Here is a 25854-nt window from a genome sequence, read left to right as displayed (position 1 = left end):
GAGAGGCGCGGGTTGTCCGTCCGCCGGTAATTACGCAACAATGGCGTTGTGAAAAACGTCGGCCAGGAAGAAACCGCGACCGGGGAGCGTTCCACACGCAACCGGGTCGTGCGCTCCATCCTGGACCACGGCCCGTCGACGGTCGCCGAACTCGCCGGCCGCCTGCGGCTGACCCAGGCCGCGGTGCGCAGGCATCTGGACGCGCTGGTCGCCGACGAGGTGGTCGAGGCCCGCGAGCGCCGGGTCTACGGCGCGCGCACGCGCGGGCGACCCGCGAAGGTGTTCGTGCTGACGGACGGAGGCAGGGACGCCTTCGACCAGTCGTACGACCAGCTGGCCAAGGACGCGCTGCGCTGGATCGCGGACCAGGAGGGCGGTGAGCGGGCGGTGGCCGCTTTCGCACGTGCCCGGCTGGCCGCGCAGGCAGGCGCCTACCGCACGGCGCTGGAGTCCGTCCCGCCCGAGCACAAGGCCGAGGCGCTGGCCAGAGCGCTGTCCGCGGACGGGTACGCTGCCAGTGCGCGCAGCGCTCCCTCCCCGCAACTCGGCGAGCAGCTCTGCCAGCATCACTGCCCGGTCGCCCATGTCGCTGAGGAGTTTCCGCAGCTGTGCGAGGCCGAGACGGAGATCTTCTCCGAACTGCTCGGCACCCACGTCCAGCGACTGGCCACGATCGCGCACGGTGACGGCGTCTGCACGACGTTCATCCCCAAGATTTCCAGGATCGACGACCACGCCACCAGTGGTCATCCATCATCTACGAGCACGGCCGGGAGGAACCCCGCATGACTCTCCCCACGGAGACTGCCCACCCCGAACTCGAGGGTCTGGGTAAGTACGAGTACGGCTGGGCGGACCCCGACGCGGCCGGCGCCGCCGCCAAGCGAGGACTCAACGAGGACGTCGTCCGCGACATCTCCTCGAAGAAGTCCGAGCCGGAGTGGATGACCAAGCTGCGCCTCAAGGGTCTGAACCTCTTCGAGAAGAAGCCCATGCCGAACTGGGGCTCGGACCTGTCGGGCATCGACTTCGACAACATCAAGTACTTCGTGCGCTCCACGGAGAAGCAGGCGACCTCCTGGGAAGAGCTCCCCGAGGACATCAAGAACACCTACGACCGGCTGGGCATCCCGGAGGCGGAGAAGCAGCGCCTGGTCGCCGGTGTCGCCGCCCAGTACGAGTCGGAGGTCGTCTACCACCAGATCCGCGAGGACCTGGAGGAGCAGGGCGTCATCTTCCTCGACACCGACACGGCGCTCAAGGAGCACCCGGAGCTCTTCAAGGAGTACTTCGGCACCGTGATCCCGGCCGGCGACAACAAGTTCGCCGCGCTGAACACGGCCGTGTGGTCCGGCGGCTCCTTCATCTACGTGCCGAAGGGCGTGCACGTCGAGATCCCGCTCCAGGCCTACTTCCGTATCAACACGGAGAACATGGGCCAGTTCGAGCGGACCCTGATCATCGTCGACGAGGGCGCCTACGTGCACTACGTCGAGGGCTGCACCGCGCCGATCTACCAGTCGGACTCGCTGCACTCCGCGGTCGTCGAGATCATCGTCAAGAAGAACGCCCGCTGCCGTTACACGACCATCCAGAACTGGTCGAACAACGTCTACAACCTGGTCACCAAGCGCGCCGTGGCGTACGAGGGCGCGACCATGGAGTGGATCGACGGCAACATCGGCTCCAAGGTGACGATGAAGTACCCGGCCGTCTACCTGATGGGCGAGCACGCCAAGGGCGAGACCCTGTCCATCGCCTTCGCGGGCGAGGGCCAGCACCAGGACGCCGGCGCGAAGATGGTCCACATGGCGCCGAACACGTCGTCGAACATCGTCTCCAAGTCGGTGGCGCGCGGTGGCGGCCGCACCTCCTACCGCGGCCTGATCGAGATCGGCGAGGGCGCGCCCGGCTCCAAGTCGAACGTGCTCTGCGACGCGCTGCTGGTCGACACGATCTCCCGCTCCGACACGTACCCCTACGTGGACGTCCGCGAGGACGACGTGTCCATGGGCCACGAGGCGACCGTCTCCAAGGTCTCCGAGGACCAGCTCTTCTACCTGATGAGCCGCGGTCTCTCCGAGTTCGAGGCGATGGCGATGATCGTGCGCGGCTTCGTCGAGCCGATCGCCAAGGAGCTGCCCATGGAGTACGCCCTCGAGCTCAACCGGCTGATCGAGCTCCAGATGGAGGGCGCGGTCGGCTGACCCCGGCCCCCGCCCCACCCGTCCGGTCCTGAAGCAACGAACAGTCCTGAAGCAACGAAAGCGAGCATGACGACAGCCATGGCTGACGCTCAGAACCTCCCGGTGGGCTCGACCACCACCGGATCCATCGCGGTGGCCGCCGAGTCGACCGTCGCCACGCGCATGAGCGCGCCGCCCTCCTTCGACGTGGCGGACTTCCCGGTCCCGCACGGCCGCGAGGAGGAGTGGCGGTTCACCCCGCTGGCGCGCCTGCGCGGTCTGCACGACGGGACCGCCACCGCCTCCGGCGACGGCGTGAAGGTCACCGTCGACGCCCCCGAGGGCGTCACGGTGGAGTCCGTCGGCCGCGGTGACGCCCGCCTCGGCCGCGCCGGCAAGCCGGTCGACCGGGTCGCCGCCCAGGCGTACTCGGCGTTCGAGCAGGCCACCGTGGTGACCGTGCCCAAGGAGGCCGTGCTGAGCGAGCCGGTCCGCGTGACCGTCGCCGGTCAGGGCGGCACCTGCTACTCCCACACCGTGGTCGAGCTGGGCGCGTTCGCCGAGGCCGTCGTCGTGGTGGACCACAGCGGCGACGCCGTCTACGCCGGCAACGTCGAGTACGTCCTCGGCGACGGCGCCAAGCTGACCGTCGTCTCCGTGCAGGACTGGGACGAGAAGGCCGTCCACGTCGGCCAGCACAACGCGCTGGTCGGCCGCGACGCCTCCTTCAAGTCCGTCGTCGTCACCTTCGGCGGCGACGTGGTGCGCCTGCACCCCCGCGTCGAGTACGCCGGTCCCGGCGGCGAGGCCGAGCTGTTCGGCCTGTACTTCACCGACCAGGGCCAGCACCAGGAGCACCGCCTCCTCGTCGACCACAACATCCCGCACTGCAAGTCCAACGTGGTCTACAAGGGCGCCCTCCAGGGCGAGCAGGCCCACGCGGTGTGGATCGGCGACGTGCTGATCGAGGCCGCTGCCGAGGGCACCGACACCTACGAGATGAACCGCAACCTGGTTCTGACCGACGGCGCCCGCGTCGACTCCGTGCCGAACCTCGAGATCGAGACCGGCGAGATCGTCGGCGCCGGCCACGCCAGCGCCACCGGCCGCTTCGACGACGAGCAGCTCTTCTACCTGATGGCCCGCGGCATCCCGGAGTACGAGGCCCGCCGCCTCGTCGTCCGCGGCTTCTTCGCCGAGCTGGTCCAGCAGATCGGTGTCGACGACATCGAGGAGCGCCTGCTCGCCAAGATCGACGAGGAGCTGGAGGCGTCGGTCGCATGACGACCTTCGTACGCGCCTGCGCGCTGGCCGAGCTGGAGGAGGACACCCCCAAGCGGGTGGAACTCGACGGCACGCCGGTCGCCGTCGTGCGCACCGAGGGCGAGGTGTTCGCGATCAACGACGTCTGCTCGCACGCGAACGTCTCCCTCGCCGAGGGCGAGGTGGAGGACTGCCGGATCGAGTGCTGGCTGCACGGCTCCGCGTTCGACCTCCGCACCGGCAAGCCGTCCGGCCTTCCCGCCACGCGCCCCGTCCCCGTATACCCCGTAAAGATCGAAGGGGACGACGTGCTCGTCTCCCTCACCCAGGAGTCCTGAGGCACCCATGGCAACGCTTGAAATCCGAGACCTGCACGTCACCGTCGAGGCCGACAACGCCACGAAGGAGATCCTCAAGGGCGTCGACCTCACCGTGAAGCAGGGCGAGACGCACGCCATCATGGGCCCCAACGGCTCCGGCAAGTCGACTCTCGCCTACTCCCTGGCGGGTCACCCGAAGTACACGATCACCGGCGGCACGGTCACCCTCGACGGCGAGGACGTCATCGAGATGTCCGTCGACGAGCGCGCCCGCGCCGGCCTGTTCCTCGCCATGCAGTACCCGGTCGAGGTCCCCGGCGTCTCCGTGTCGAACTTCCTGCGCACCTCCGCCACCGCCATCCGCGGCGAGGCCCCCAAGCTGCGCACCTGGGTGAAGGAGGTCAAGGAGGCCATGGAGCGCCTCAACATGGACCCCGCCTTCGCCGAGCGCAACGTCAACGAGGGCTTCTCCGGCGGTGAGAAGAAGCGCCACGAGATCCTCCAGCTCGAGCTGCTCAAGCCGAAGATCGCGATCCTCGACGAGACGGACTCCGGCCTCGACGTCGACGCCCTGCGCGTCGTCTCCGAGGGCGTCAACCGGGTCCGCGAGAGCGGCGAGGTCGGCACCCTGCTGATCACGCACTACACGCGCATCCTGCGCTACATCAAGCCCGACCACGTCCACGTCTTCGCGAACGGCCGCATCGTCGAGTCCGGCGGTCCCGAGCTCGCCGACAAGCTGGAGAACGAGGGCTACGAGGCCTACACGAAGGGTGGCGCTTCCGAGTGACACAGCTGCCGGGCCTCCTCGACGACCTTGAGGCGATCCGCAAGGACTTCCCCCTCCTGGACCGCGAGGTCCACGACGGGCGGAAGATCGTGTACCTGGACAACGCCGCGACCTCGCAGAAGCCGCGTCAGGTGCTCGACGCCCTCAACGCCTACTACGAGCGCCACAACGCCAATGTCCACCGCGGGGTGCACGTGCTCGCCGAGGAGGCCACGGCGCTGTACGAAGGCGCGCGCGACAAGGTGGCGGAGTTCGTCAACGCCCCCAGTCGCGACGAGGTGATCTTCACCAAGAACGCCTCCGAGTCCCTCAACCTGGTCGCCAACATGCTGGGCTGGGCCGACGAGCCCTACCGCGTGGACAGCGACACCGAGATCGTCATCACGGAGATGGAGCACCACTCCAATATCGTGCCGTGGCAGCTGCTGGCGCAGCGCACGGGCGCGAAGCTGAAGTGGTTCGGCCTCACCGACGACGGCCGCCTCGACCTGTCGAACATCGAGGAGGTCATCACCGAGAAGACGAAGATCGTCTCCTTCGTGCTGGTCTCCAACATCCTCGGCACGCACAACCCGGTCGACGCGATCGTGCGGCGGGCCCAGGAGGTCGGCGCGCTGGTCTGCGTCGACGCCTCCCAGGCCGCCCCGCACATGCCGCTGGACGTGCAGGCCCTGGGCGCCGACTTCGTGGCCTTCACCGGCCACAAGATGTGCGCCCCGACCGGCATCGGCGTTCTCTGGGGCCGCCAGGAGCTCCTGGAGGACCTGCCCCCGTTCCTCGGCGGCGGCGAGATGATCGAGACGGTCTCGATGAGCTCGTCGACCTACGCCCCGGCGCCCCACAAGTTCGAGGCGGGCACCCCGCCGATCGCGCAGGCGGTCGGTCTCGGCGCGGCGATCGACTACCTGTCGGCCATCGGCATGGAGAAGATCCACGCGCACGAGAAGGCGATCACCGAGTACGCGGTCAAGCGCCTGATCGAGGTCCCCGACCTGCGGATCATCGGCCCGGCCACGGCCGAGGACCGCGGCGCGGCGATCTCCTTCACGCTCGGCGACATCCACCCGCACGACGTGGGCCAGGTCCTCGACGAGCAGGGCATCGCCGTCCGGGTCGGGCACCACTGCGCGCGGCCCGTCTGCCTGCGGTACGGAATTCCCGCGACCACGCGAGCGTCGTTCTATCTGTACTCCACGCCGGCCGAGGTCGATGCCCTGGTCGACGGCCTGGAGCACGTACGGAACTTCTTCGGCTGAGAGGACGCGGCGGAGCCGTGAAGCTGGATTCGATGTACCAGGACGTCATCCTGGACCACTACAAGAACCCGCACGGGCGTGGTCTGCGCGATGGCGACGCCGAGGTGCACCACGTCAACCCCACCTGCGGTGACGAGATCACCCTGCGCGTGAAGTACGACGGCACGAAGGTCACCGACGTGTCGTACGAGGGGCAGGGCTGCTCGATCAGCCAGGCCTCCGCGTCCGTGCTCAACGAGCTGCTGGTCGGCAAGGAGCTGGACGAGGCGCGCGAGATCCAGGAGACCTTCCTGGAGCTGATGCAGTCCAAGGGGAAGATCGAGCCGGACGACGCCATGGAGGAGGTGCTGGAGGACGCGGTCGCGTTCGCCGGCGTCTCCAAGTACCCGGCCCGGGTGAAGTGCGCGCTGCTGAGCTGGATGGCCTGGAAGGACGCGACCGCCCAGGCGCTGGGCGCCACCGACAAGGAGACCCCCGCATGAGCGAGACGGTTGAGATGAAGCCCGCCTCGGAGGAAGAGGTCCGTGAGGCCCTGCTGGACGTCGTCGACCCCGAGCTGGGCATCGACGTCGTCAACCTGGGCCTGATCTACGGCGTGCACGTCGACGACGCGAACATCGCGACCATCGACATGACGCTGACCTCGGCGGCCTGCCCGCTGACCGACGTCATCGAGGACCAGGCCAAGTCGGCCACCGACGGCCTGGTCAGCGAGCTGCGGATCAACTGGGTCTGGATGCCGCCGTGGGGCCCGGACAAGATCACCGACGACGGCCGCGAGCAGCTGCGGGCGCTGGGCTTCAACGTCTGACGCCGCCCGCACCCGCGCCTGAACGGCGGAACGGCCCTTCCTCGACCCCCTTGCCGGGGGCCGAGGAAGGGCCGTTCGCCGTTGTCCGTTGTCCGGGGGGACGGCCGCGTCAGGCGGTGCCGCCGCGCAGGATCGACGTCATCTTCTTGCCGCGGGCCAGCTCGTCGACGAGCTTGTCCATCCAGCGGATCCGCTGCATCAGCGGGTCCTCGATCTCCTCGACCCGGTGGCCGCAGATCACGCCGGTGATCAGCGAGGCGTTCGGATTCATGGCGGGGGCCCGGTCGAAGAAGGTCTCCAGGTCCGTGCCGTCGGCGGCGACCCGGTCCAGTCCGGCGTCGTCGTAGCCGGTGAGCCAGGTGATCACCTGGCGGAGCTCGTCCTCACTGCGGCCCTTGCGCGCCACCTTGGTCACGTACAGCGGGTAGATGGAGGCGAAGGTCATGCGCCTGATGCGGTCGGCGGCCACGGTGTGCTCCCCACGTCGTCGGTCGCCCCCACTGTAGTTCCGCGGGAGGTTCCGCGGGGCGTGCCCGTTCAGCCGTCGAGCGGGGCCGCGCCACCGTCCCGGACCACCCGGAGGGCCTCCGTCACGCTCGCCACCACGTCGGTGACCGGGTAGAGGACGCGACGGACGATGCGGTCGCGGTCCACCACCAGCGTCAGCCGCTTCAGACGGCTCACCCCGCCAGCCCGGAAGGTGGGCAGGCGCAACGCCGCGGTCAGGGTCAGCCCCGCGTCCGACAGCAGCGGGAAGCGCAGGCCCTCCGCGTCGGCGAACGCCCGCTGCTCGTCCGGGCGCTGGGTGGAGACGCCGTGCACGGTCGCGCCCGCCGCGGTGAACTCGGCCAGGCTGTCGCGGTAGGTGCAGGACTCCAGGGTGCAGCCCGGCGCGCCGGGGATGCCGGCCCAGCCCGGCGGATAGGCGTCCTTGCGGGCGTAGGCCCCGGGGAAGCAGTAGAGGACCGTGAACGGGGTGTCGGAACAGACCGGGTCGCGCGGTCCGCCGTCCAGGTCCGTCAGGGTCAGCGGGGGCACCCTGGTGCCGGTCAGGGCCAGGACGCGGGCCGCCTCCGCGGACTCCTCGGTCGCCGTCGCCATGGTCTCTCCCTCCCCCAGGAGCCAGGTGTCCCCCCAGTCCTGGAGTGCGATCAGCACGGGCAGCAGGGCGCGCCCGCGCGGTGTCAGCCGGTACTCGTGGCGGACCGGCCGTTCCTGGTACCGCTCCCGGGAGAGCACGCCTGCCTCCACGAGCAGCCGCAGCCGCTCGGCCAGCACCTTGCGGGACATGCCCAGCTCGCGCTGAAGCTCCTCGAAGCGGTGCAGTCCGCGGGCGGTGTCGCGCACGATCAGCAGCGTCCACCAGTCGCCGACCACGTCCAGGGCCTGCGCGATGGCGCAGGAGGCGTCGTTCAAGCTGGTGCGCTGGGCCATGGCGGTGCTCGCTTCTTCGGTGGCGTGTTGACCCGAGGTTGCCATGCTGACATAGTCCGTTCCCAAAAGGAACTTACTCCGGCGGGTGGGGGACACGGGGATGGGCGCGGTGCGAGGGCTGCGGGAACTGTCGGGCGCTGTGTGGCTGCTCGCGGTCGGCGTGTTCGTCAACGCCTGCGTGAGCTTCACGTTCGTCTTCGTCTTCCTGTACCTGACCGGGCCGCGCGGGGTGGGCGTCGGCGGCGCCGGGCTGGTGATGGGCGCGGCAGGTGTCGGTCTGATGGCCGGCAACTTCACCGGAGGCTGGTTCGGCGACCGCTGGGGGCACCGCCGCACCCTCCTGGCGGCGGCCGCCTGCGGAGGGCTGCTGCTGGCCGTCGTCCCGGCGCTGCCGACGCCGCTGCTCGCCGCGGTGCTGCCGCTCGCCCAGTACGCGCTGGGTGCGGTGCGGGTGGCCAACTCGGCGCTGGTCGCGGTGACCGTGCCCGAGGGGGCGCGGCGGCAGGCGTTCGCGGTGATCCGCAGCGCGAGCAACGGGGGGTTCGCGGTGGGGCCGCCGCTGGGGGCGCTGGTCGCCACCCAGGTGTCGTACGACTGGCTGTTCCTCGCGGACGGGCTCGGGACCCTGTTCTTCGCCGCGTGGACCGCCCGGGTGGTGCCCGCCCGGGGCGCCGCCCGCAGCACGGGCGGTCCCGGTGGCCGGGCGGCGGGCGGGCGGCTGTGGCCCGAGCTGAGGGCGCGGCCCGCGCTGCTGCTCCTGCTCGGCGGGATCCTGCTGGTGGACGTCACCTACCGGCAGCTGTACACGACCTTCCCGCTGCACCTGGCGGGACAGGGGCTGGACACCCGGGTCTACGGCTGGCTGATCGCCGTCAACGGCGCGATGATCCTCTGCCTCGAACTGCCGGTGACCCTGGCCCTGCGGGACCGGCCCGCGCTGCTCGTGGTCGCCGGCGGGCTCGCGCTGGTCGGCGCGGGGTACGCGGCGCTGGCCACGGGCGGTGGAGTGGCCGCCGCGGCGACGATGACGGTGGTGCTGACGGCGGGGGAGATCCTCTACAAGACCACGGCCACGGCGTACGTCGCCGACGAGGCCCCCGAGCGGGCCGTGGGGCGGTTCCAGAGCCTGTACGCGGGGGTGTCGATCAGCGGGACGGTGCTGGCCGCGCCGCTGGGCGGCGCCCTGTACGAGGCGGCGCCCGGGGCGCTGTGGCCTGCCTGCGCGGGCGTGGCGCTGGTCGCCGCGGTGGCCGTCGCCTGCGCGCACCGGCTGGCCGGGCGGGGTGGGGGCGGGGCGGAGACGGAGAGTGCGGCCGGGGCCGCCTCCGCTTCCGCCTCCACTTCCGCTTCGGTGGGGGCTTCCGCTTCGGCTTCGGCGAGGGGTTCCGCCGGGGTCTCCGCTTCCGCGGGGGACTCCGTCACCCCGGGGTGAGACCGCCGGTCCGGTGGGCGGCGCGGGGGGCCGCCCACCGGACCGGTCATGCGTCGTCCGCTCAGGCGGGCGGGGCAGGAGGAGCGGGAGGAGCGGCCGGGCCCTCGGGCGGCGAGGAGGGACCCGCGGGCGGGGCGGACGGCGGAGCCGGGGGAGCGGCGGGCGGGGCGGACGGCGGAGCGGCGGGCGGGACGGGGGGTGCCATGGGCGGCATGTACGGACCCGTGGGGTTGGTGTACGAAGCAGCCGGGCCGGAATACGGAGGCGTCGGGCCGGCGTACGGAGCCGTGGGGCCCGTGTACGCGCCGGCCGGGGCCGTCGGGGAAGCCGCACCGGGCGGGCCGGTCGGCGTGGCGGACGAGGCGAGCAGCGTCTCCGCGAAGTTCTCGCGGCGCAGGCGCTGGTCGACGTAGAGCAGCCCGGTGCTGTACGAGCTCAGCGCGAAGGTCAGGAAGTACACGGCGGCCATCACCGCGCCGACCAGCACCATGACCACCACCGCGGCGATCCCCCACGTCGGGTCGGCCCCCTCGGAGAAGCCCGCGGAGGCGGCGAGAGGCAGCGTGACGACCATCATCACCAGCATGCAGGCGAGGATCGCCACGTACGCCAGGGCGCCGACGATCATGCCCATCAGATAGGTGATGCCGAAGACGCGCCACCAGTCGCCCTTCACCAGCGCCGCCGAACGGCGCAGCGAGGCCACCGGGCCCAGGTCCTCCAGGACGGTGATCGCCGGGGCGAAGATCAGGCGGTAGCCCATCCAGATCATGCCCACGAACGCCGCGCACACCACCAGGAAGCCGACGACCGCGAGCGCCGTGCCCCCGGGGCTCTGCTGCTCGACGCCGACGCCCAGGCAGACGCCGCCCACCACGGCCCCCAGGAAGAACGGCAGGATGACGCACGCCGTCGCCAGCATCGTGCCCAGCACGCGCAGCGTCCGGACGCCGATGCGCTCCCGCAGCACCGACACGGTGACCTTGCGGCCGACCACGGTCTCCCGGAGCGCGATCATGGGCGCCACGTACACCAGTCCCGGCAGGACCAGCAGCGAGGCCAGGCCGCCGATGACGAACAGCGCCACCAGGGCGGGAGCTTCGGTCTCCGTGTCGCCGGCGCCGAGCAGGACCAGCGGGACGGTGAGCAGCAGCCCGACGCCCAGCATCGTCAGCAGCGCGAAGACCAGCAGCTGGAGCCAGGACCGGCCGAACGCCGAGAACGTCCCCTTGATGATGTCGCCCACGCCCAGCGGACGCAGCGGGACGACGCCGGGCTGCGGCGCCCAGACCTGCTGCGCGTAGTACGGGTAGGGCGACTGCGGCGGCACGCCGTACCCGCCGCCGTACGGGGGCTGCTGCGGCGGAGGGCCGTACGGAGGCGGCGGCTGGTTGTACGACATTGCGGTGGTGCTCCCCCCTGGGGCGCCACGGAGATGTCGACCGTGGCGCGGTCCTACGTGGCGCGCTTCTACGTGAGCATGGCGAACGTTAGTTCGCCGGGCTCCGGACCGGCATGCCGGGGTCCGGCGCCGGGGTCCGGCAGCGAACGCCGCGGGCCGTTGCCAGACCCGCCCCGTGCCCACCGACGAGGACGCCCGTTTCGTGGACACCGGTTCGCCTCCACGAGCCCGGTCCGGATAGCGTTTCCCCCATGACCGACACGACTGCCTCCCGCGCCACCGGCGCCGTCGCGGCGGGTCTCGCGACCATCGCCGCCGACGGAACCGTTCTCGACACCTGGTTCCCCGCCCCCGCGCTCGCCGACGCCCCCGGCCCGACCGGGACGGAGCGGCTCTCCGCCGAGCGTGCCGTCGAACTCCTGGGCGAGGGCGCCGCGAAGGCCGTCGGCCCGGACGCCCGCCGCGGCGTCGAGGTGGTCGCGGTCCGCACGGTCATCGGCTCCCTGGAGGACAAGCCGGTCGACGCGCACGACGCCTACCTGCGTCTCCACCTGCTCTCGCACCGCCTGGTCAAGCCGCACGGCCAGTCCCTGGACGGCATCTTCGGCCACCTGGCCAACGTCGCCTGGACGTCGCTCGGCCCGGTCGCCGTCGAGGACATCGAGAAGGTGCGCCTCAACGCCCGTGCCGAGGGCCTGCACCTCCAGGTCACCTCCGTCGACAAGTTCCCCCGCATGACGGACTACGTCGTGCCCAAGGGCGTGCGCATCGCCGACGCCGACCGGGTCCGCCTCGGCGCGCACCTGGCCGAGGGCACCACCGTGATGCACGAGGGCTTCGTCAACTTCAACGCGGGCACCCTGGGCACCTCGATGGTCGAGGGCCGCATCTCGGCCGGCGTCATCGTCGGCGACGGCTCGGACATCGGTGGCGGCGCCTCCACCATGGGCACCCTCTCCGGCGGCGGCAACGTCGTCATCTCCATCGGCGAGCGCTGCCTGGTCGGCGCCGAGGCGGGCGTGGGCATCGCGCTGGGCGACGAGTGCGTCGTCGAGGCCGGCCTCTACATCACCTCGGGCACCCGGGTCACCATGCCCGACGGACAGGTCGTCAAGGCGCGCGAGCTGAGCGGCGCGTCCAACATCCTCTTCCGCCGCAACTCGGTCACCGGCACGGTCGAGGCCCGCCCGAACAACGCGGTCTGGGGCGGCCTCAACGAGATCCTCCACAGCCACAACTGACCACCCGGCGGCCGCGACGCGCGGCCGGGCCGCCGACAGCTGTCGGCGGTGGTCACCATCGAGCGCCCTTCCACGGCCCAGGACGGCCCGGGAGGGCGCTCGTGCTGGGGCCGCCGGCAGGAACGAGCGGGCTCGCCGTCCCTCGCGGGTCGCCTCACCGAGGCTGGTCCGACAGCGCCGCATACGCCCGCGCGACCTCGCCCAGGTACTGGTCCAGGCGGAAGCGCACCTCCTCGACGGGGCTGCCGTCGAGGCCCGGGTACGCGAGGCCGGTCCAGACGACCGTCTCCCCCCGCAGCCGGACCCGCACGGCCAGCCGGTCCTGCCCGGCATCCTCCTGGGCCGCCACGTCCACCGTGCGCGGCGCATCCGTCGGACAGAGCGGTCCGCCGGGGCGGAGCAGCCACCCCGGACGAAGGCCGGCCATCCTGCTGTCGCTGCGCGTGATCACGTCGAGGCCGTCGACGAAGAGGTACGTGTGCAGGGCGGAACACACCGGCCGGCCGGGGCACGCCCCGACGAGCAGCGTGCTCACCCCGCCGCCGTTCCGCCCACGGAGGACGGTGGCCCTGAGCTCGCGCGGGGACCTACGCGGCATCCGCCCGATGTGACGTCATGAGGCGATCCTAACGGCGACCACGGCGGCACCTCCTTGCCTCGTTCCGTTCCTCGGCGGCCGCTGTTCCTCGTCGGCCGTCGAGAGGTGCCCGACCGGCAGGAAGGAAAATCACCCGGCGAGGCATAGCGGCGGAGGGGTGCACGCGTCAGGTAGGGCGAGGGGGCGGGGCGCCGGGCGCCGCCGGGAGGAAGGTGACAGTGGATGCCGAAGACGTGCGCGGCTTCCGGGAGTTCGTCGACCACAGGTCGTCGGCGCTGCTGACCACGGCCGTGCTGCTCTGCGGCGGGGACCGGCACGCGGCGGAGGACCTGCTGCAGACCGCGCTGGTCAAGGCTGTGGGCAAGTGGCGGCGGATCGACGACCCGGAGGCGTACGTGCGCCGGATCCTGTACCGGCAGCAGGTCGGCCGGTGGCGGTTGAAGTGGCCGCGGCGGGAGATCTCCGTCGCCGAGCCGCCCGACTTCGGCCCCGGGGGCGGCCGAACCGAGGACCAGATCGCGACCCGGCTGCTGATGCGTGAGGCGCTCGCGGCGCTCACCCACCGGCAGCGGACCGTGCTGGTGCTGCGCTACTACGAGGACCTGCCGGAGGGCGAGGTCGCCCAGCTGCTGGGCTGCTCCGTCGGCACCGTGCGGTCCACCACCCACCGTTCCCTCGCGAAACTGCGCGCGCTGATGCCGGAGGCGGCCGGCGGGCGCCCTGGAACCACGCGTTCCTTCTCATCGCTGGAGTCATCGGAGGTGCGCTCGTGAACGAGGTCGACGAACTGGTGCGCGACGTGCTCACGGAGCAGGCGGACGCGCAGTCGCCCGCGTCGACGCTGCTGGCGGATCGCGTGCTCACGGCGCACCGGCGCCGGGCGCAACGGCGGATCGTCGGAGTAGCCGCGGTGACGGCAGCGGTGGTGGGGCTGGCGTTCTGGGGGCCGCTCCCGGGAGGCGCGGGCCACACGCCCGCCGGGAAGGAGCAAGGAGCCGCGAAGGAGATCGTGGCCCACCCGGACCAGTCGCCACCGCGGGATCTGATCGCGGCGGGAGACGTCATGATGGCCGGGTACGTCGTGCCGGAGCGGGTCCTGTTCGAGGAGAAGGGGGAGAAGAGCAGCGAAGAGTTCAGCGAGGGGGAGATCCGCAGGACCTTCTGGCTGCTGGACCCTGATTCCCGGACCTACGAGAAGGACGAGCGCTGGTCGACCCTTGCGATCGCTCCCAGCGGTCTGCAGGCCGCCGTCCTCGAACGAGGGCTGCCGTCCCGACGGATCGGCATCCTCGACCTGCGTACCCGTGAGGTCGAGCGGTGGATCGACATCGGGGGCGACGACCGTCAAGGCATCGGCGGATTGGCCTTCTCGCAAGACGGCGCGTCCTTGCTGGCCACCACCTACCACGACAATCCGGACCGCTTGCTGGAGGACGCCTCGGGGACCGTGCGGCAGTTCGTGGAGTCGACCCGGACCGGGTTCTGGCACCTCGACCTGGCCACCGGAGAACGCCACTGGGCCGCAGTGGAGGCGCCGGTGGAGAAGGAGCACGGATTCGAGTGGTCCCTGATCAACACGCGGCAGGACTTCGAGTACACCCAGGACGGACGGGCCGTGCGCAGCGGGCTGACCAGTCGGCCGGGGAGGGTGTTCCACGACCTGCGGGGGCGGTCCATCGACCCGCCGCCCGGCGAGGTGGACTGGGAACCGTCGGTGGAGGCGGGGGTCTCACCCGACGGCCGGTTGATGGCAGGGCCCTTCGCAGGGAAGAGGCTGGGTACGTCCTCGTGGATCCTCGACACCCGCACCGGCAGGAAGACCGAGGTGCCGGGCCAGCAACTGCTGGCGTGGGCGGGCAACGACTCGCTGATCGCCTGGGACATCGGGAAGGGCAGTAGCTCCGAACACGCCAACCGGCTGGTGCTGGTGACGATCGGCAGCGACAGGACGGTGCCCCTGAGCGGGCCGCGAGGCAGCAAGGGCGACAAGGGGCGGTGGCAGCCGCTGTTCGTCCGTCGCTGACTCCGACGGTGAGGTCACCGCCCGGGGGACGGGGACCTCACCCTCATGGCGTCCGCTGCCGGCCGTCAGGCCCCGGCCAGCGCCTCGTACCGCTCGCGCAGGTCCGCCGTCACCTCGGTGGAGGCGGACCGCAGCGGGGCGCGGACCGGGCCGGCCGGGAGGCCGAGGTCGGACAGCAGGGCCTTGGCGGTGACGGTGCCGGGCAGGCCCGCCGACATCATGGCCTCGATCAGCGGGACCGCCTCGCGCTGAAGCCGGGCCGCCCGCTCCGTGTCCCGGGCGTCGAAGGCGTCGAGGATCGCCCGGAAGTGCCCGGGCGCGACGTTCGTCACCGTGCCCACGTACCCCGCGCACCCGATCGCGTAGGCGGCGAGCACGTACTCGTCGCACCCCGTGTACACCGCGAGGTCCGACTCGGCCAGCAGCTTCTGCGTGCCGAGCAGGTCGTAGGCGCAGTCCTTGACCGCCGCGACCCGCGGGTGCTCCGCGAGCCGCAGCATCGTCGCCGTCTCGATGCGCACGCCGGACCGGCCGGGGATGTCGTAGAGCATCACGGGCAGCCCCGTGGCGTCCGCCACCGCGCGGAAGTGCTCCTCCAGCGCGTCCTGCGGCGGCCGGCTGTAGTAGGGCGAGACCACCAGGAGCCCGTCCGCGCCCGCCCTCTCCGCCTGCCGGGCCAGCTCCGAGGAGTGCGCCGTGTCGGCGGTGCCCACACCGGCCAGCACCGAGGGCCCCTCGCCCACCGCCGCCCGCACCGCGCCGATCAGCGCGGCCTTCTCCGCGTCCGAGGTGGTCGGCGATTCGCCCGTGGTGCCGTTCAGCACCAGTCCGTCGCAGCCGCCCGACACCAGGCGCTCCGCGAGGACGGCCGCGCCGTCCAAGTCGAGGGCGCCGTCCGGGGAGAAGGGGGTGACCATCGCGCACAGGGCACGTCCGAAAGGAAGCGTCGTCATGCCTGGAGTGTCGGCCGCACCTCGGTGAAGGTCCACTTAAAAGTTCTGGCCTGTATCGGGAAGCAGAACTGAAGCATGGGCCTTCATGTCAACGATCTTCTGGTGCATCCCCCGCAAGAGGGACACGCCGTCCCGGGGCCTCCGTCACCCGTCTAGGCTGGTCGCCCTGCCCGAAGAGCCGACCACGCCGCCCCGAGGAGAACCGCCCAGATGTCAGACAGCACCCCCCTGCCGCCGGTACGGCTGCCCTCCGAGGCGGAGCTGGCGCGGGACGCGCTCGCCACCCCGCTGCTCTCCCGGGCGGCCCGCCTGGCCCGCTGGGCGGGGCCGGACACCCGGGTCGACTCCGGCGGCGGCCTGGTCGAGGAGCAGCTCGCGGCGGCGGCCGAGGTGCTGGGGCTGACCGGCCGGAGCGGCGCGGACGCCGGGGCGGTCACGGACGCCGAGGCTGCCGAGGAGGCCGAGGCGGAGGCGAGCGAGGCGTGGCGCGCCGCCGTCGACACCGGCCTGGTGGAGGTCGTGGACGAGGACGAGGGCACCGTCCGCGCCGGCGACAACCTGACGCTGCTCACCTCCGGCGCCCCCGCCGAGGTGCTGCACATCTGGCTGGACGCCCTGGACGCGGCGATCGCCGACGCCTCCGTCCCCGACCTCGACGACCTGATGGACGCGATGGACGAGGGCGGTGAGATCGACTTCTCCACGCTGGACTGGGACCCGCAGGCCGAGGCCGAGTTCCTCGAGGGCGTCCTCGCGAACCTCTACCTCCTCACCGCCGACGAGCGGGCCCCCGAGGGCACTCCCGTGCCGCTGCCCGCGCTGGCCGCCTCGGTGGTCGTCCCCTCGGACGTCGCCGAGCCGACCGACGCGATGATGGAGGAGGTCTCCACCGCGATGATGCGGCTGGACGACCAGTTCCGGATCCTCGGCCCGACCGGCCTGGCCGACTTCCGGCCGGTCGACGAGTCACTGCTGATCGAGGAGGGCCAGGCGGCGCCGCAGGCCCCCGAGGACGAGCCGGAGGACCTGGAGCGCTACGGCGTCGTCCGGCTGACCCCGCTCGGCCTCTACGGGCTGCGCGCCCGGCTGCTGGACGCCGGATACGACGCCCCCGCCCTCGGCGACCTCGCGGACAAGGGCGCCGAGGCGCTGCTCGACGGCACCGCCCACTACGGCCCGCTGGCCGCCCGCGCGGAGACCGAGCAGTGGCTGGCCCGCCGTGAACCGCTCGCCGCGGCACGGGAGTTGCTGGCCGCCGCCCGGGGCGGCGACGCGGGCGCCCCGCTGCGCCGGCTGCACTGCCAGCAGGCGCTGTCCCTGGTCGGCTCCGAGGCCGAGCCCGCGCTGCGCGAGGTACTGGACGACCCCGAACTCGGCGGCCTCGCCCGGGTCTGGCTGGCCGAGCACGGCGCGGCGGACATCCCCGCGCCCTCGCAGGAGCTGGTCTTCTGGCTCACCGTCGACACCGTCGCCGCGCAGCTGGCCGCCGAGGGCAACTCGGCGGAGCTGGTGGCGCTGGTCGAGGGCCTGGCCGCGCAGCACAGCGGTTTCTTCGACACCGCCTGGCGGGTCGACCACCCGGCCACCGCCGAGGTGCTGGAGGCGATGGGGCGGCTCCACCCGGACAAGAGGATCGCCAAGGAGGCCCGCAAGGCCGCCTACAAGGCCCGCTCCCAGCAGTCCGGCTGAACCACCCGGGCGGCGCCACCGCCCCGCGACCGCGCCACGCGGCGGACCTTCCCCGGCGCCCGCAGGGCGACTTCCGCGCCGCGCCGCGCACCGTGGGGCGGGGCTTCCGTGCCGCGAACTGTCGGGCGGGCTCCCGTGCCGCGCACCCGTCGGGACGGGCTCCTGTGCCGCGAACCGTCGGGCGGGTCTCCGTGCCGCGCACCCTCGGACGGGTCTCCGCGCCGCGCACCGTCGGGTGGGGCCCCCGTGCCGCGAACCGTGGGGCGGGTCCCCCCGCACCGTCGGGTGGGGCCCCCGCGCCGCGCACCGTCGGGCGGGCTTCCGCGCTTCACGTGCCGGAAGCCCGCCCGCACCCCCGGTGTTCAACGGGCGTTCAGACATGGGCGCGACCGTGTGGCCGGAACGTGGCTGTCGGCCACGACGCCACCACCGTCGTCACTCCTCACCGTCCAGGAGAACCCATGTCACTGACGCGCAGGGACTTCACCAGACAGTCCGCCCTGACCGGCGCCGGGATCGCCCTCGCCGGCAGCGTCGGCGTGCTGGCCAGCGCCCCCAACGCCCTGGCGGCGGAGGACGTCACCACCGCCGACGGCGAGCACGCCGGCCCCGGCTACGGCCCGCTGCTGCCCGACCCCGAGGGCCTGCTGGCGCTGCCCGCCGGGTTCTCCTACCGGGTGCTCACCCGGGCCGGCGAGACCCGCCTGGAGTCCGGCGAGGCCACCCCGTCGAACCACGACGGGACGGCGGCCTTCGACGGCGGCCGCGGCACCGTCCTGCTGGTCAACAACCACGAGCTGGGCGGGCCCCGCTCCAACTGGGCCAACCCGGTGCCGCTCACCGAGGGCCTGGTGTACGACCCGGCGGCGTCCGGCGGCTGCACCGTGGTGGAGGTCCGCCGCGACGGGCACGTCACCGAATGGGTGGGCATCGCCGGCACCGCCACCAACTGCGCGGGCGGCAGCACCCCGTGGGACACCTGGCTGACCTGCGAGGAGACCGAGGACAAGGCCGGCCAGAACGGCATGACCAAGGACCACGGCTACGTGTTCGAGGTCGATCCGCTCGACGAGCGCGCCAACCGGAACCCCGAGCCGATCAAGGCGCTGGGCCGTTACGCCCACGAGGCCGTCGTCGTCGACCCCAAGCGCGGGCACCTCTACCTGACCGAGGACGCCTCCAACCCCAACGGCCTCCTCTTCCGCTGGACCCCGCCGGAGGGTTTCCGCCACGGCCGCGGCAAGCTCGCCTCCCTCGCCGACGACGCGGGCACCCTGCAGGCGCCGCGCTGCTTCGACTCGGCCGGCCGCTTCGTCGACGACCTCTCCCGGGCCACCCGCATCGGTACCGTCTACGGCGTCGACTGGGTGGACGTCCCCGACCGCGACGCCCGCACCGTGTCGGTGCGCAAGCAGTTCGCCGCCGGCGAGGTCACCCGGGCCCGCAAGCTGGAGGGCATGTGGTGGGGCGACGGCGGGACCTACCTGGTCTCCTCCTTCGCCCGCGCGGAGAGCCCCGGCGCCGCCCACGACGGCGCCGTCTGGTTCTACGACCCCAAGCGCCGCACCCTCACCCTCAAGGTGCTCATCGGCGTCAACCCCGACCCGGAGGCCGAGGGCGGCTTCGACGGCCCCGACAACATCACCGTCTCGCCCTACGGCGGCCTGGTCATCGCCGAGGACGGCGAGGGCCTCAGCCACCTGTTCGGCGCCACCGACAGCGGCCGCACCTACCCCATCGCCCGCAACGAGCTCAACGACAGCGAGTTCACCGGCGTGACCTTCTCGCCCGACGGCCGCACCCTGTACGCCAACATCCAGACGCCCGGCATCATGCTCGCCATCACGGGCCCCTGGAAGCGCCAGCACCGCAAGGGCTGACCGCCGTCCCGTGACCTCCGGCGGCGGGTACCCGAGGGCGCCCGCCGCCGGTCCGGTCGGACCGCGGCGCTCTCAGAGCGCGCGGGCGGACGGCTGGAGCATGTCGCGGACCGTGCGGGCCTTCACGAACTCGCCGATGGCCGTCATCTCCCACTCGCCGGAGTACTGGCGGATGAACTTGGCCATCATCACGCCCGTCTTGGCCTCCGCCGACGTGAGGTCGAAACGGACCAGTTCGTTGCCCGAGGCGTCCAGCAGGCGGCAGTAGGCCTTGGCGACCTCGGTGAACTTCTGGCCGGTGAAGGAGTTCACCGTGAAGACGAGGCCGGTGACCTCCTGGGGGATCCGCCCCAGGTCGACGGCGATGACCTCGTCGTCGCCGCCGCCCTCGCCGGTGAGGTTGTCACCGGAGTGCTTGATCGCGCCGTTGAGGATGGACAGCTTGCCGAAGTAGCAGGCGTCGACCACGTTGCGCTGCGGGCCGTAGGCAATCACCGAGGCGTCCAGGTCGATGTCCTTGCCGCGGTAGGCGGGCTCCCAGCCCAGGCCCATGCGGACCTGCGAGAGGACCGGCTGCCCGCCCTTGACCAGGGACACCGTCTGGTTCTTCTGCAGGGAGACGCGGCCCTTGTCGAGGTTGACCTTGCCGGAGCCCGGCGCGGGTGCGGCGGGTGCGGCGGGCGGCGCCGGGGGAGCGGGAGTGGAGGCGAAGGTCCGCGGATCGGCGACGGTGGGCTGCGAGGGAGCGGGCGGCGCCGCCGGAGGAGCCGGGGGAGCCGCAGGCGCGGGAGCGGCCTGGGCGGGGGCGGGCGAGGCGGGCTCCTCCACGGAGACGCCGAAGTCGGTGGCGATGCCGGCCAGCCCGTCGGCGTAGCCCTGCCCGACGGCACGGGCCTTCCAGACGCCGTTGCGACGGTAGATCTCGATCACCACGAGGGCCGTCTCGGAGCCGAGACCCGGCGGGGTGAAGGTGGCGAGGACGGAGCCGCCGTCCGCGTCGCGCAGCGTGGCGGTGGGCTCGACGCCCTGGAAGGTCTGGCCGGCCGCGTCCGGGCTGGCCGTCACCACGATCTTCTCGATGGCCGGCGGGACGGCGGCGGTGTCCACGGTGACGGAGTCGGGAGACGTCCCGCCGCCCGAACGGTACGTCACGCCCGGTCCTGACGGCTGGTTGTAGAAGATGAAGTCGTCGTCCGAGCGCACCTTGCCGTCGGCGGTGAGCATCAGGCCCGAGACGTCCAGCCGCACCGGTGCGGTGACCTCGACCGTCACACGGGCGGGATTGAGGGGGATGTTCGAGCCAGGGGTCATAGCGGTCATGTGAGGAAGAACGACCGGGAGCCTTTTACCGTTCCCTTACCGGCCGAACGGGTGGTCCGGACGGGGCGCGAGGGACGGGGCGAGGGACAGGACCGCCCGGGCCCCGGGAGCCGTTGCGCGATACCCGCGCCTGCATTCCCTGTCGGCGAAAAGGGCTCGATCCGTCGGTGCCGCCGGTGAATTGGAGCGGTAATTCGGGCGCTTATTCACCGCACGTTTCCTATTCGAGTATGCCCAATGCGCGGAAGGTCAAACGTCAAGGTTCTGCGAAGATCATGAGGGCGATCCGGGAGGGCCGAGCCGGTGTTACGCCAATGTAATCAGGTTCACAAGGCGACCCTTTTGTCGCGTTCGTACCGCCCGAAACCTCGCATAACGCCCTTCGTGACGCCGTCCGCTGCGCGCCCGCGTGATACCACAGCGGACGCGGTCGCGTAACCCCGCGCGGGAATGCATTTCTCATTTCCGCTGGGTAAGTTCATTTCGCATGACTGCCCTTCAAGCAGCCCCGACGACGCAGACGACGACGACTTCTGAATTCCCCGGCGGATTCCGTGACGGATTCCGCGTCGAACGCCCGAACGTGGCCGACGGCGCCGCCCTGTGGCGCATCGCCCGGGACTCCCGGACGCTCGACCTCAACTCCTCCTACAGCTACCTGCTGTGGTGCCGTGACTTCGCCGCCACCTCCGCGGTGGCCCGCTCCGAGGACGGCCGGGCGGCCGGCTTCGTGACCGGTTTCCTGCGCCCCGAGGACCCCCGGGTCCTCCTGGTGTGGCAGGTGGCCGTGGACGAGCGGTACCGCGGCCACGGACTGGCCGGCCGGATGCTCGACGAGCTGGTGGCCCGGATCGACCGCGAGAGCGAGCTCGGCGTGGACACGGTGGAGACCACCATCACCCCGGGCAACCGGGCCTCCGAGCGCCTCTTCGCCTCCTTCGCCGCCCGCCACGGCGCCCAGGTGACCCACGAGGTCCTGTTCGCCGGCGAGCAGTTCCCGGCCGAGGGAGAGGCCCACGCCCCCGAGGTCCTGCACCGCATCGCACCGCTGTGAGCCACCGCCGCGAGCCGCCCCCACCGCCGGAGGCGGCCCCCGCGCCCGAGAACTCCGGCCCGCCCGCCCGTGCGGCCCTCCCGGCCTCCCCGACTTCCCCGACGTCTCCGACTTCCCACGAGGAGCTCCACGCCGTGACCGTCACCCAGCCCGACCTGACCGTCTTCGAGACCCTGGAGTCCGAGGTGCGCAGCTACTGCCGCGCCTGGCCCACCGTGTTCGACCGCGCCCGGGGCAGCCACATGTACGACGAGGAGGGCCGCGCGTACCTCGACTTCTTCGCCGGCGCCGGCTCGCTGAACTACGGCCACAACAACCCGGTGCTCAAGCGCGCCCTGCTGGACCACCTGGAGCGGGACGGCGTCACCCACGGCCTGGACATGTCGACGACGGCCAAACGGTCCTTCCTGGAGACCTTCCACCGCCTCGTGCTCCAGCCCCGCCACCTGCCCTACAAGGTGATGTTCCCGGGCCCGACCGGCACCAACGCCGTCGAGTCGGCGCTCAAGCTGGCCCGCAAGGTGAAGGGCCGCGAGTCGGTCGTCTCCTTCACCAACGCCTTCCACGGCATGTCGCTGGGCTCGCTCGCCGTCACCGGCAACGCCTTCAAGCGGGCCGGCGCGGGCATCCCGCTGGTGCACGGCACCCCCATGCCGTTCGACAACTACTTCGAGGGCACGGTCCCCGACTTCCTGTGGTTCGAGCGCCTCCTGGAGGACCAGGGCTCCGGCCTCAACAAGCCCGCCGCCGTGATCGTGGAGACCGTCCAGGGCGAGGGCGGCATCAACGTCGCCCGCCCGGAGTGGCTGCGCGCCCTCGCCGAGCTGTGCGAGCGGCAGGACATGCTGCTGATCGTCGACGACATCCAGATGGGCTGCGGCCGCACCGGCGCCTTCTTCTCCTTCGAGGAGGCCGGCATCACCCCGGACATCGTCACCGTCTCCAAGTCCATCAGCGGCTACGGTCTGCCGATGTCGCTCTGCCTGTTCAAGGGCGAGCTGGACGTGTGGGAGCCGGGCGAGCACAACGGCACCTTCCGCGGCAACAACCCGGCCTTCGTCACCGCCACCGCCGCCCTGGAGGCGTACTGGTCGGACGGCTCCGCCCTGGAGAAGCAGACCCTGGCCCGCGGCCTTCAGGTCGACCAGGCACTGGCCCAGATCACCGCCGAGAACCGCCCCGACGTCAAGGAGTACCGCGGCCGCGGCCTGGTGTGGGGCCTGGAGTTCCGCGACAAGGAGCGGGCCGGCCGGGTGGCGCGCCGCGCCTTCGACCACGGCCTGCTCATCGAGACCTCCGGCCCGGAGAGCGAGGTCGTCAAGCTGCTCCCCGCGCTGACGATCACGCCCGACGAGCTGGACGAGGGCCTGCGCGTCCTCGACCGGGCCGTGCGGGAGACGGCGTGACGCGCCGTCCCAGCCCCCGCACGACCGCCGCAACGATCACCAGAGAGGTGAGCACAACACCGTGATAGTCCGATCCTTCAAGGAGATCGAGGGCACCGACCGGCACGTGAAGGCCGCCACCGGTACCTGGGAGAGCAAGCGCATCGTCCTGGCCAAGGAGGGCGTCGGCTTCTCCGTGCACGAGACGGTCCTCTACGCGGGCACCGAGACGACCATGTGGTACGCCAACCACATCGAGGCCGTCGTCTGCACCGAGGGCGAGGCCGAACTCACCGACGAGACCACCGGTGAGAAGTACCTGATCACGCCCGGGACCATGTACCTCCTGAACGGCCACGAGAAGCACACCATGCGGCCGAGGACGGACTTCCGCTGCATCTGCGTCTTCAACCCGCCCGTGACCGGACGGGAGGACCACGACGAGAACGGCGTCTACCCTCTGATCACCGAGGAGGTCTGAGCACCGTGTCCACCACGACGACCGCAACCGCCGCCAACGGCGTCACCGACCTGTATCCCACCCGCGGGGCACAGGAGGTGACGGTCCCCCGCCAGGACCCCGTCGTCTGGGGCAGCCCGGACGCACCCGGCCCGATCCAGCCGCAGGACCTCGGCGCCTTCGAACGCGACGGCTTCCTGGCGGTCGACCAGCTGATCACCCCGGAGGAGGTCCAGGTCTACCGGCGTGAGCTGGACCGTCTGGTGGCCGACCCGGAGATCCGCGCCGACGAACGCTCCATCGTCGAGCCGCGCACCCAGGAGATCCGCTCGGTCTTCGAGGTGCACCGGATCAGCGAGCTCTTCGCCCGCCTGGTCGCCGACGAACGCGTCGTCGGGCGGGCCCGGCAGATCCTGGGCTCGGACGTCTACGTCCACCAGTCCCGGATCAACGTCAAGCCCGGCTTCGGAGCCTCCGGCTTCTACTGGCACTCGGACTTCGAGACCTGGCACGCCGAGGACGGTCTGCCGAACATGCGGACCGTGTCGGTGTCGATCGCGCTCACCGAGAACTTCGACACCAACGGCGGCCTGATGATCATGCCGGGGTCGCACAAGACCTTCCTCGGCTGCGCGGGGGCCACGCCCGAGGACAACTACAAGAAGTCGCTGCAGATGCAGGACGCGGGCACGCCGTCCGACGAGGCGCTCACCGCCCTCGCCGGACAGCACGGCATCAAGCTCTTCACGGGCAAGGCCGGTTCGGCGACCTGGTTCGACTGCAACTGCATGCACGGGTCCGGGGACAACATCACGCCCTTCCCGCGCAGCAACGTCTTCGTCGTGTTCAACAGCGTGGAGAACGCCGCCGTCGAGCCGTTCGCCGCGCCGGTGCGGCGCCCCGCCTTCCTCGGGGCCCGGGACTTCACGCCGGTGCGCTGAGCCGGCCGCGTCCCCCGGGCGCGCCGGGCATCCCCTCCGCCCGGCGCGCCCGGCGGCGTTCCACCGCGCCGGGCGCTTCGGCGTGCTCGCGTCGGCCGGCGGGCCGGGGCGTTCGGCGCGCCGGGCCGTTCAGCGTTCCAGGGCGTCGAGCAGGCGGTCGACGTCCCCGGGGCCGTTGTGGAGGTGGAAGGCGGCCCGCAGACTGCCCGCGCGGTCGGAGACCTCGATCCCGGCCGCGGACAGCGCGGCCCGCCGTCCGCCCAGCCCCGGCACCGACACGATCGGCGAGCCCGGCGAGGGCAGCGGCTCGTGCCCCAGCCGCAGCAGACCCTCGCGGAAGCGGTCCGCCAGCGCCAGGTCGTGCCGCCGGATCGCCTCCACCCCCACCTCCTCCACCAGGGTCAGGGACCGCGCCCCGGCCACGCAGGCGACGCTCTGCGGCTCGTCGAACCGCCGTGCCGTGCGCGCCAGTTCGGCCACCGGCCCGTAGCAGCTCGCCCACGGGTCCTCGCCCGCCACCCAGCCGGCGGTCAGCGGCAGCAGCCCGCCGAAGTCCTCCGGGACGGTCAGGAACGACAGGCCGAACATGCCGCACAGCCACTTGTGCGTGACGGTGACGGTGAAGTCGTACTCCCCGGCGTCCAGCGGGAGCCAGCCCGCCGCCTGGGACACGTCCAGGCAGATCCGCGCACCGTGGGCCGAGGCGGCGGCGCGCAGCGCGGGCAGGTCGACCAGCCGGCCGTCGGCCGACTGCACGGCGCTCACCGCCACCATCGCGGTCCCCGGACCGACCTCCTCGGGGATCCGCTCCAGGGGCACCGTCCGGACCTTCAGGTCGCCGCGCACGTGGAACGGGTTGACCAGCGAGCTGAAGTCGCCCTCCGCCGTGAGCACCTCGGCGCCGGCCGGCAGCGAGGCCGCGATCAGCGCGCAGTACCCCACCACCGAGGTGCCGACGGCCACCCGGTCGGCGGTCACGCCCATGATCCGCGCGTAGGCGGCCCGGGCCTCCTCGACGGGCCCGAAGAAGTCGGGGGGCAGCCCCGCCGCGCCCCCGTCCAGGGCGGCACGGGCGGCGCGGGCGGAACGGGACGGGACCAGGCCCACGGCGGCGGTGTTCAGGTACACGCGCGCCGGGGCGAACTCGGACGCGACGACAGGGGCAAGGTCGAGGTTCGGCATGACACTCACCATGCATCCCCGGCCGCTCCCCGTCCACGGTGCGTCACCGCGCCGCGCGGCAGGCGCCCGGCACGCCGCAGCGAACACGGGGCGCCCGAGCGGGCCCGGGGCGCCGCGGCGGACACGGCATGCGCGACGGGCCCCGGGCGTGCGCCGTCACCAGGGGGACGGCTCCCTCGGTCGCTCTCTGGTCCCCCTTGGCGGCTTCCGCGCGCAGGGTCTTGCGGGTTTTCC

25 protein-coding genes are annotated in these 25854 nt (G+C 72.0%); 18 read left to right on the top strand and 7 right to left on the bottom strand.

The annotated features are described in order from the left end of the window. Nucleotides 1-48 precede the first annotated feature (48 nt). From ABT026_RS29305 to ABT026_RS29270, 8 genes are all read left to right on the top strand, one after another. Nucleotides 49-789 carry a helix-turn-helix transcriptional regulator gene (locus ABT026_RS29305; RefSeq protein WP_351118203.1) on the top strand — a complete coding sequence of 247 codons (741 nt, stop codon included), beginning with the start codon at nucleotides 49-51 and terminating at the stop codon, nucleotides 787-789. Continuing rightward, on the top strand, nucleotides 786-2207 hold the full coding sequence (sufB, locus tag ABT026_RS29300) for a Fe-S cluster assembly protein SufB (protein WP_351118202.1): 1422 nt from the start codon (nucleotides 786-788) through the stop codon (nucleotides 2205-2207). Before ABT026_RS29305 ends, sufB begins: the two co-directional genes overlap by 4 nt. Nucleotides 2208-2285: 78 nt before the next feature. Beyond that, complete coding sequence (sufD, locus tag ABT026_RS29295; protein ID WP_351118201.1) at nucleotides 2286-3470, top strand: Fe-S cluster assembly protein SufD; 1185 nt, start codon at nucleotides 2286-2288, stop codon at nucleotides 3468-3470. Next, nucleotides 3467-3787: a bifunctional 3-phenylpropionate/cinnamic acid dioxygenase ferredoxin subunit gene (locus ABT026_RS29290; protein WP_351118200.1), complete on the top strand. Its 321-nt coding sequence runs from the start codon at nucleotides 3467-3469 to the stop codon at nucleotides 3785-3787. Before sufD ends, ABT026_RS29290 begins: the two co-directional genes overlap by 4 nt. A gap of 7 nt (nucleotides 3788-3794) precedes the next feature. After that, on the top strand, nucleotides 3795-4559 hold the full coding sequence (sufC, locus tag ABT026_RS29285) for a Fe-S cluster assembly ATPase SufC (RefSeq protein ID WP_351118199.1): 765 nt from the start codon (nucleotides 3795-3797) through the stop codon (nucleotides 4557-4559). Continuing rightward, a complete protein-coding gene (locus ABT026_RS29280; protein WP_351118198.1) occupies nucleotides 4556-5815 on the top strand; it encodes a cysteine desulfurase in 1260 nt (419 codons plus the stop codon). Before sufC ends, ABT026_RS29280 begins: the two co-directional genes overlap by 4 nt. 17 nt (nucleotides 5816-5832) lie before the next feature. After that, a complete protein-coding gene (gene sufU, locus ABT026_RS29275) occupies nucleotides 5833-6297 on the top strand; it encodes a Fe-S cluster assembly sulfur transfer protein SufU (protein WP_351118197.1) in 465 nt (154 codons plus the stop codon). Beyond that, entirely contained in the window at nucleotides 6294-6626 is a 333-nt protein-coding gene (locus tag ABT026_RS29270; protein WP_351118196.1) for a metal-sulfur cluster assembly factor, read from the top strand. The genes sufU and ABT026_RS29270 overlap by 4 nt, the downstream gene beginning before the upstream one ends. A gap of 109 nt (nucleotides 6627-6735) precedes the next feature. On the opposite strand, the gene ABT026_RS29265 is transcribed toward ABT026_RS29270, so the two are convergent. Next, nucleotides 6736-7095, bottom strand: coding sequence for a DUF2200 domain-containing protein (locus tag ABT026_RS29265; protein ID WP_351118195.1), 360 nt, complete (start codon nucleotides 7093-7095; stop codon nucleotides 6736-6738). A 68-nt stretch (nucleotides 7096-7163) separates the two neighbouring features. Next, a complete protein-coding gene (locus ABT026_RS29260; protein ID WP_351118227.1) occupies nucleotides 7164-8060 on the bottom strand; it encodes a winged helix-turn-helix transcriptional regulator in 897 nt (298 codons plus the stop codon). A 100-nt stretch (nucleotides 8061-8160) separates the two neighbouring features. Here ABT026_RS29260 and ABT026_RS29255 point away from each other — a divergent pair, with 100 nt between their 5' ends. Next, nucleotides 8161-9492, top strand: a complete 1332-nt coding sequence (locus tag ABT026_RS29255) for an MFS transporter (RefSeq protein WP_351118226.1) — start codon at nucleotides 8161-8163, stop codon at nucleotides 9490-9492. A 61-nt stretch (nucleotides 9493-9553) separates the two neighbouring features. Here ABT026_RS29255 and ABT026_RS29250 read toward each other — a convergent pair whose 3' ends face one another. After that, nucleotides 9554-10894, bottom strand: a complete 1341-nt coding sequence (locus tag ABT026_RS29250) for a hypothetical protein (protein WP_351118194.1) — start codon at nucleotides 10892-10894, stop codon at nucleotides 9554-9556. 251 nt (nucleotides 10895-11145) lie between these two features. Between ABT026_RS29250 and dapD the strand changes: the two genes are divergently transcribed. Beyond that, complete coding sequence (gene dapD, locus ABT026_RS29245; protein ID WP_351118193.1) at nucleotides 11146-12135, top strand: 2,3,4,5-tetrahydropyridine-2,6-dicarboxylate N-succinyltransferase; 990 nt, start codon at nucleotides 11146-11148, stop codon at nucleotides 12133-12135. Nucleotides 12136-12289: 154 nt separating this feature from the next. On the opposite strand, the gene ABT026_RS29240 is transcribed toward dapD, so the two are convergent. Continuing rightward, nucleotides 12290-12670 (bottom strand): hypothetical protein, encoded by a 381-nt coding sequence (locus ABT026_RS29240; protein WP_351118192.1) that lies wholly within the window; start codon nucleotides 12668-12670, stop codon nucleotides 12290-12292. 281 nt (nucleotides 12671-12951) lie between these two features. Between ABT026_RS29240 and ABT026_RS29235 the strand changes: the two genes are divergently transcribed. Next, nucleotides 12952-13506 carry a SigE family RNA polymerase sigma factor gene (locus ABT026_RS29235; protein WP_351118191.1) on the top strand — a complete coding sequence of 185 codons (555 nt, stop codon included), beginning with the start codon at nucleotides 12952-12954 and terminating at the stop codon, nucleotides 13504-13506. Continuing rightward, nucleotides 13503-14756, top strand: a complete 1254-nt coding sequence (locus ABT026_RS29230) for a WD40 repeat domain-containing protein (protein WP_351118190.1) — start codon at nucleotides 13503-13505, stop codon at nucleotides 14754-14756. The genes ABT026_RS29235 and ABT026_RS29230 overlap by 4 nt, the downstream gene beginning before the upstream one ends. 65 nt (nucleotides 14757-14821) lie before the next feature. Here ABT026_RS29230 and dapA read toward each other — a convergent pair whose 3' ends face one another. Continuing rightward, nucleotides 14822-15709, bottom strand: a complete 888-nt coding sequence (gene dapA, locus ABT026_RS29225) for a 4-hydroxy-tetrahydrodipicolinate synthase (RefSeq protein ID WP_351118189.1) — start codon at nucleotides 15707-15709, stop codon at nucleotides 14822-14824. Between the two features lie 210 nt (nucleotides 15710-15919). Here dapA and ABT026_RS29220 point away from each other — a divergent pair, with 210 nt between their 5' ends. Together ABT026_RS29220 and ABT026_RS29215 are read left to right on the top strand one after the other, a co-directional pair. Beyond that, a complete protein-coding gene (locus ABT026_RS29220) occupies nucleotides 15920-17398 on the top strand; it encodes a hypothetical protein (RefSeq protein ID WP_351118188.1) in 1479 nt (492 codons plus the stop codon). A 461-nt stretch (nucleotides 17399-17859) separates the two neighbouring features. Continuing rightward, complete coding sequence (locus ABT026_RS29215) at nucleotides 17860-19278, top strand: alkaline phosphatase PhoX (RefSeq protein ID WP_351118187.1); 1419 nt, start codon at nucleotides 17860-17862, stop codon at nucleotides 19276-19278. A gap of 72 nt (nucleotides 19279-19350) precedes the next feature. Here ABT026_RS29215 and ABT026_RS29210 read toward each other — a convergent pair whose 3' ends face one another. Next, complete coding sequence (locus tag ABT026_RS29210) at nucleotides 19351-20589, bottom strand: TerD family protein (RefSeq protein ID WP_351118186.1); 1239 nt, start codon at nucleotides 20587-20589, stop codon at nucleotides 19351-19353. Nucleotides 20590-21085: 496 nt separating this feature from the next. On the opposite strand from ABT026_RS29210, the gene ectA reads away from it, so the two are divergent. The 4 genes from ectA (at nucleotide 21086) to thpD (ending at nucleotide 24438) form a co-directional block, all read left to right on the top strand. Then, a complete protein-coding gene (gene ectA / locus ABT026_RS29205) occupies nucleotides 21086-21652 on the top strand; it encodes a diaminobutyrate acetyltransferase (protein WP_351118185.1) in 567 nt (188 codons plus the stop codon). Nucleotides 21653-21786: 134 nt separating this feature from the next. Next, complete coding sequence (gene ectB, locus ABT026_RS29200; RefSeq protein WP_351118184.1) at nucleotides 21787-23058, top strand: diaminobutyrate--2-oxoglutarate transaminase; 1272 nt, start codon at nucleotides 21787-21789, stop codon at nucleotides 23056-23058. A 61-nt stretch (nucleotides 23059-23119) separates the two neighbouring features. After that, a complete protein-coding gene (locus ABT026_RS29195; protein ID WP_351118183.1) occupies nucleotides 23120-23518 on the top strand; it encodes an ectoine synthase in 399 nt (132 codons plus the stop codon). 5 nt (nucleotides 23519-23523) lie between these two features. Continuing rightward, nucleotides 23524-24438, top strand: a complete 915-nt coding sequence (gene thpD / locus ABT026_RS29190) for an ectoine hydroxylase (protein WP_351118182.1) — start codon at nucleotides 23524-23526, stop codon at nucleotides 24436-24438. A gap of 129 nt (nucleotides 24439-24567) precedes the next feature. On the opposite strand, the gene ABT026_RS29185 is transcribed toward thpD, so the two are convergent. Further along, nucleotides 24568-25620: an aminotransferase class V-fold PLP-dependent enzyme gene (locus ABT026_RS29185; RefSeq protein WP_351118181.1), complete on the bottom strand. Its 1053-nt coding sequence runs from the start codon at nucleotides 25618-25620 to the stop codon at nucleotides 24568-24570. Nucleotides 25621-25854 lie beyond the last annotated feature (234 nt).

The sequence above is a fragment of the Streptomyces sp. NPDC002734 genome (genome assembly GCF_040295685.1).
Taxonomy (GTDB): Bacteria; Actinomycetota; Actinomycetes; order Streptomycetales; family Streptomycetaceae; genus Streptomyces.
This window is presented reverse-complemented; position numbering and strand designations above follow the sequence as displayed.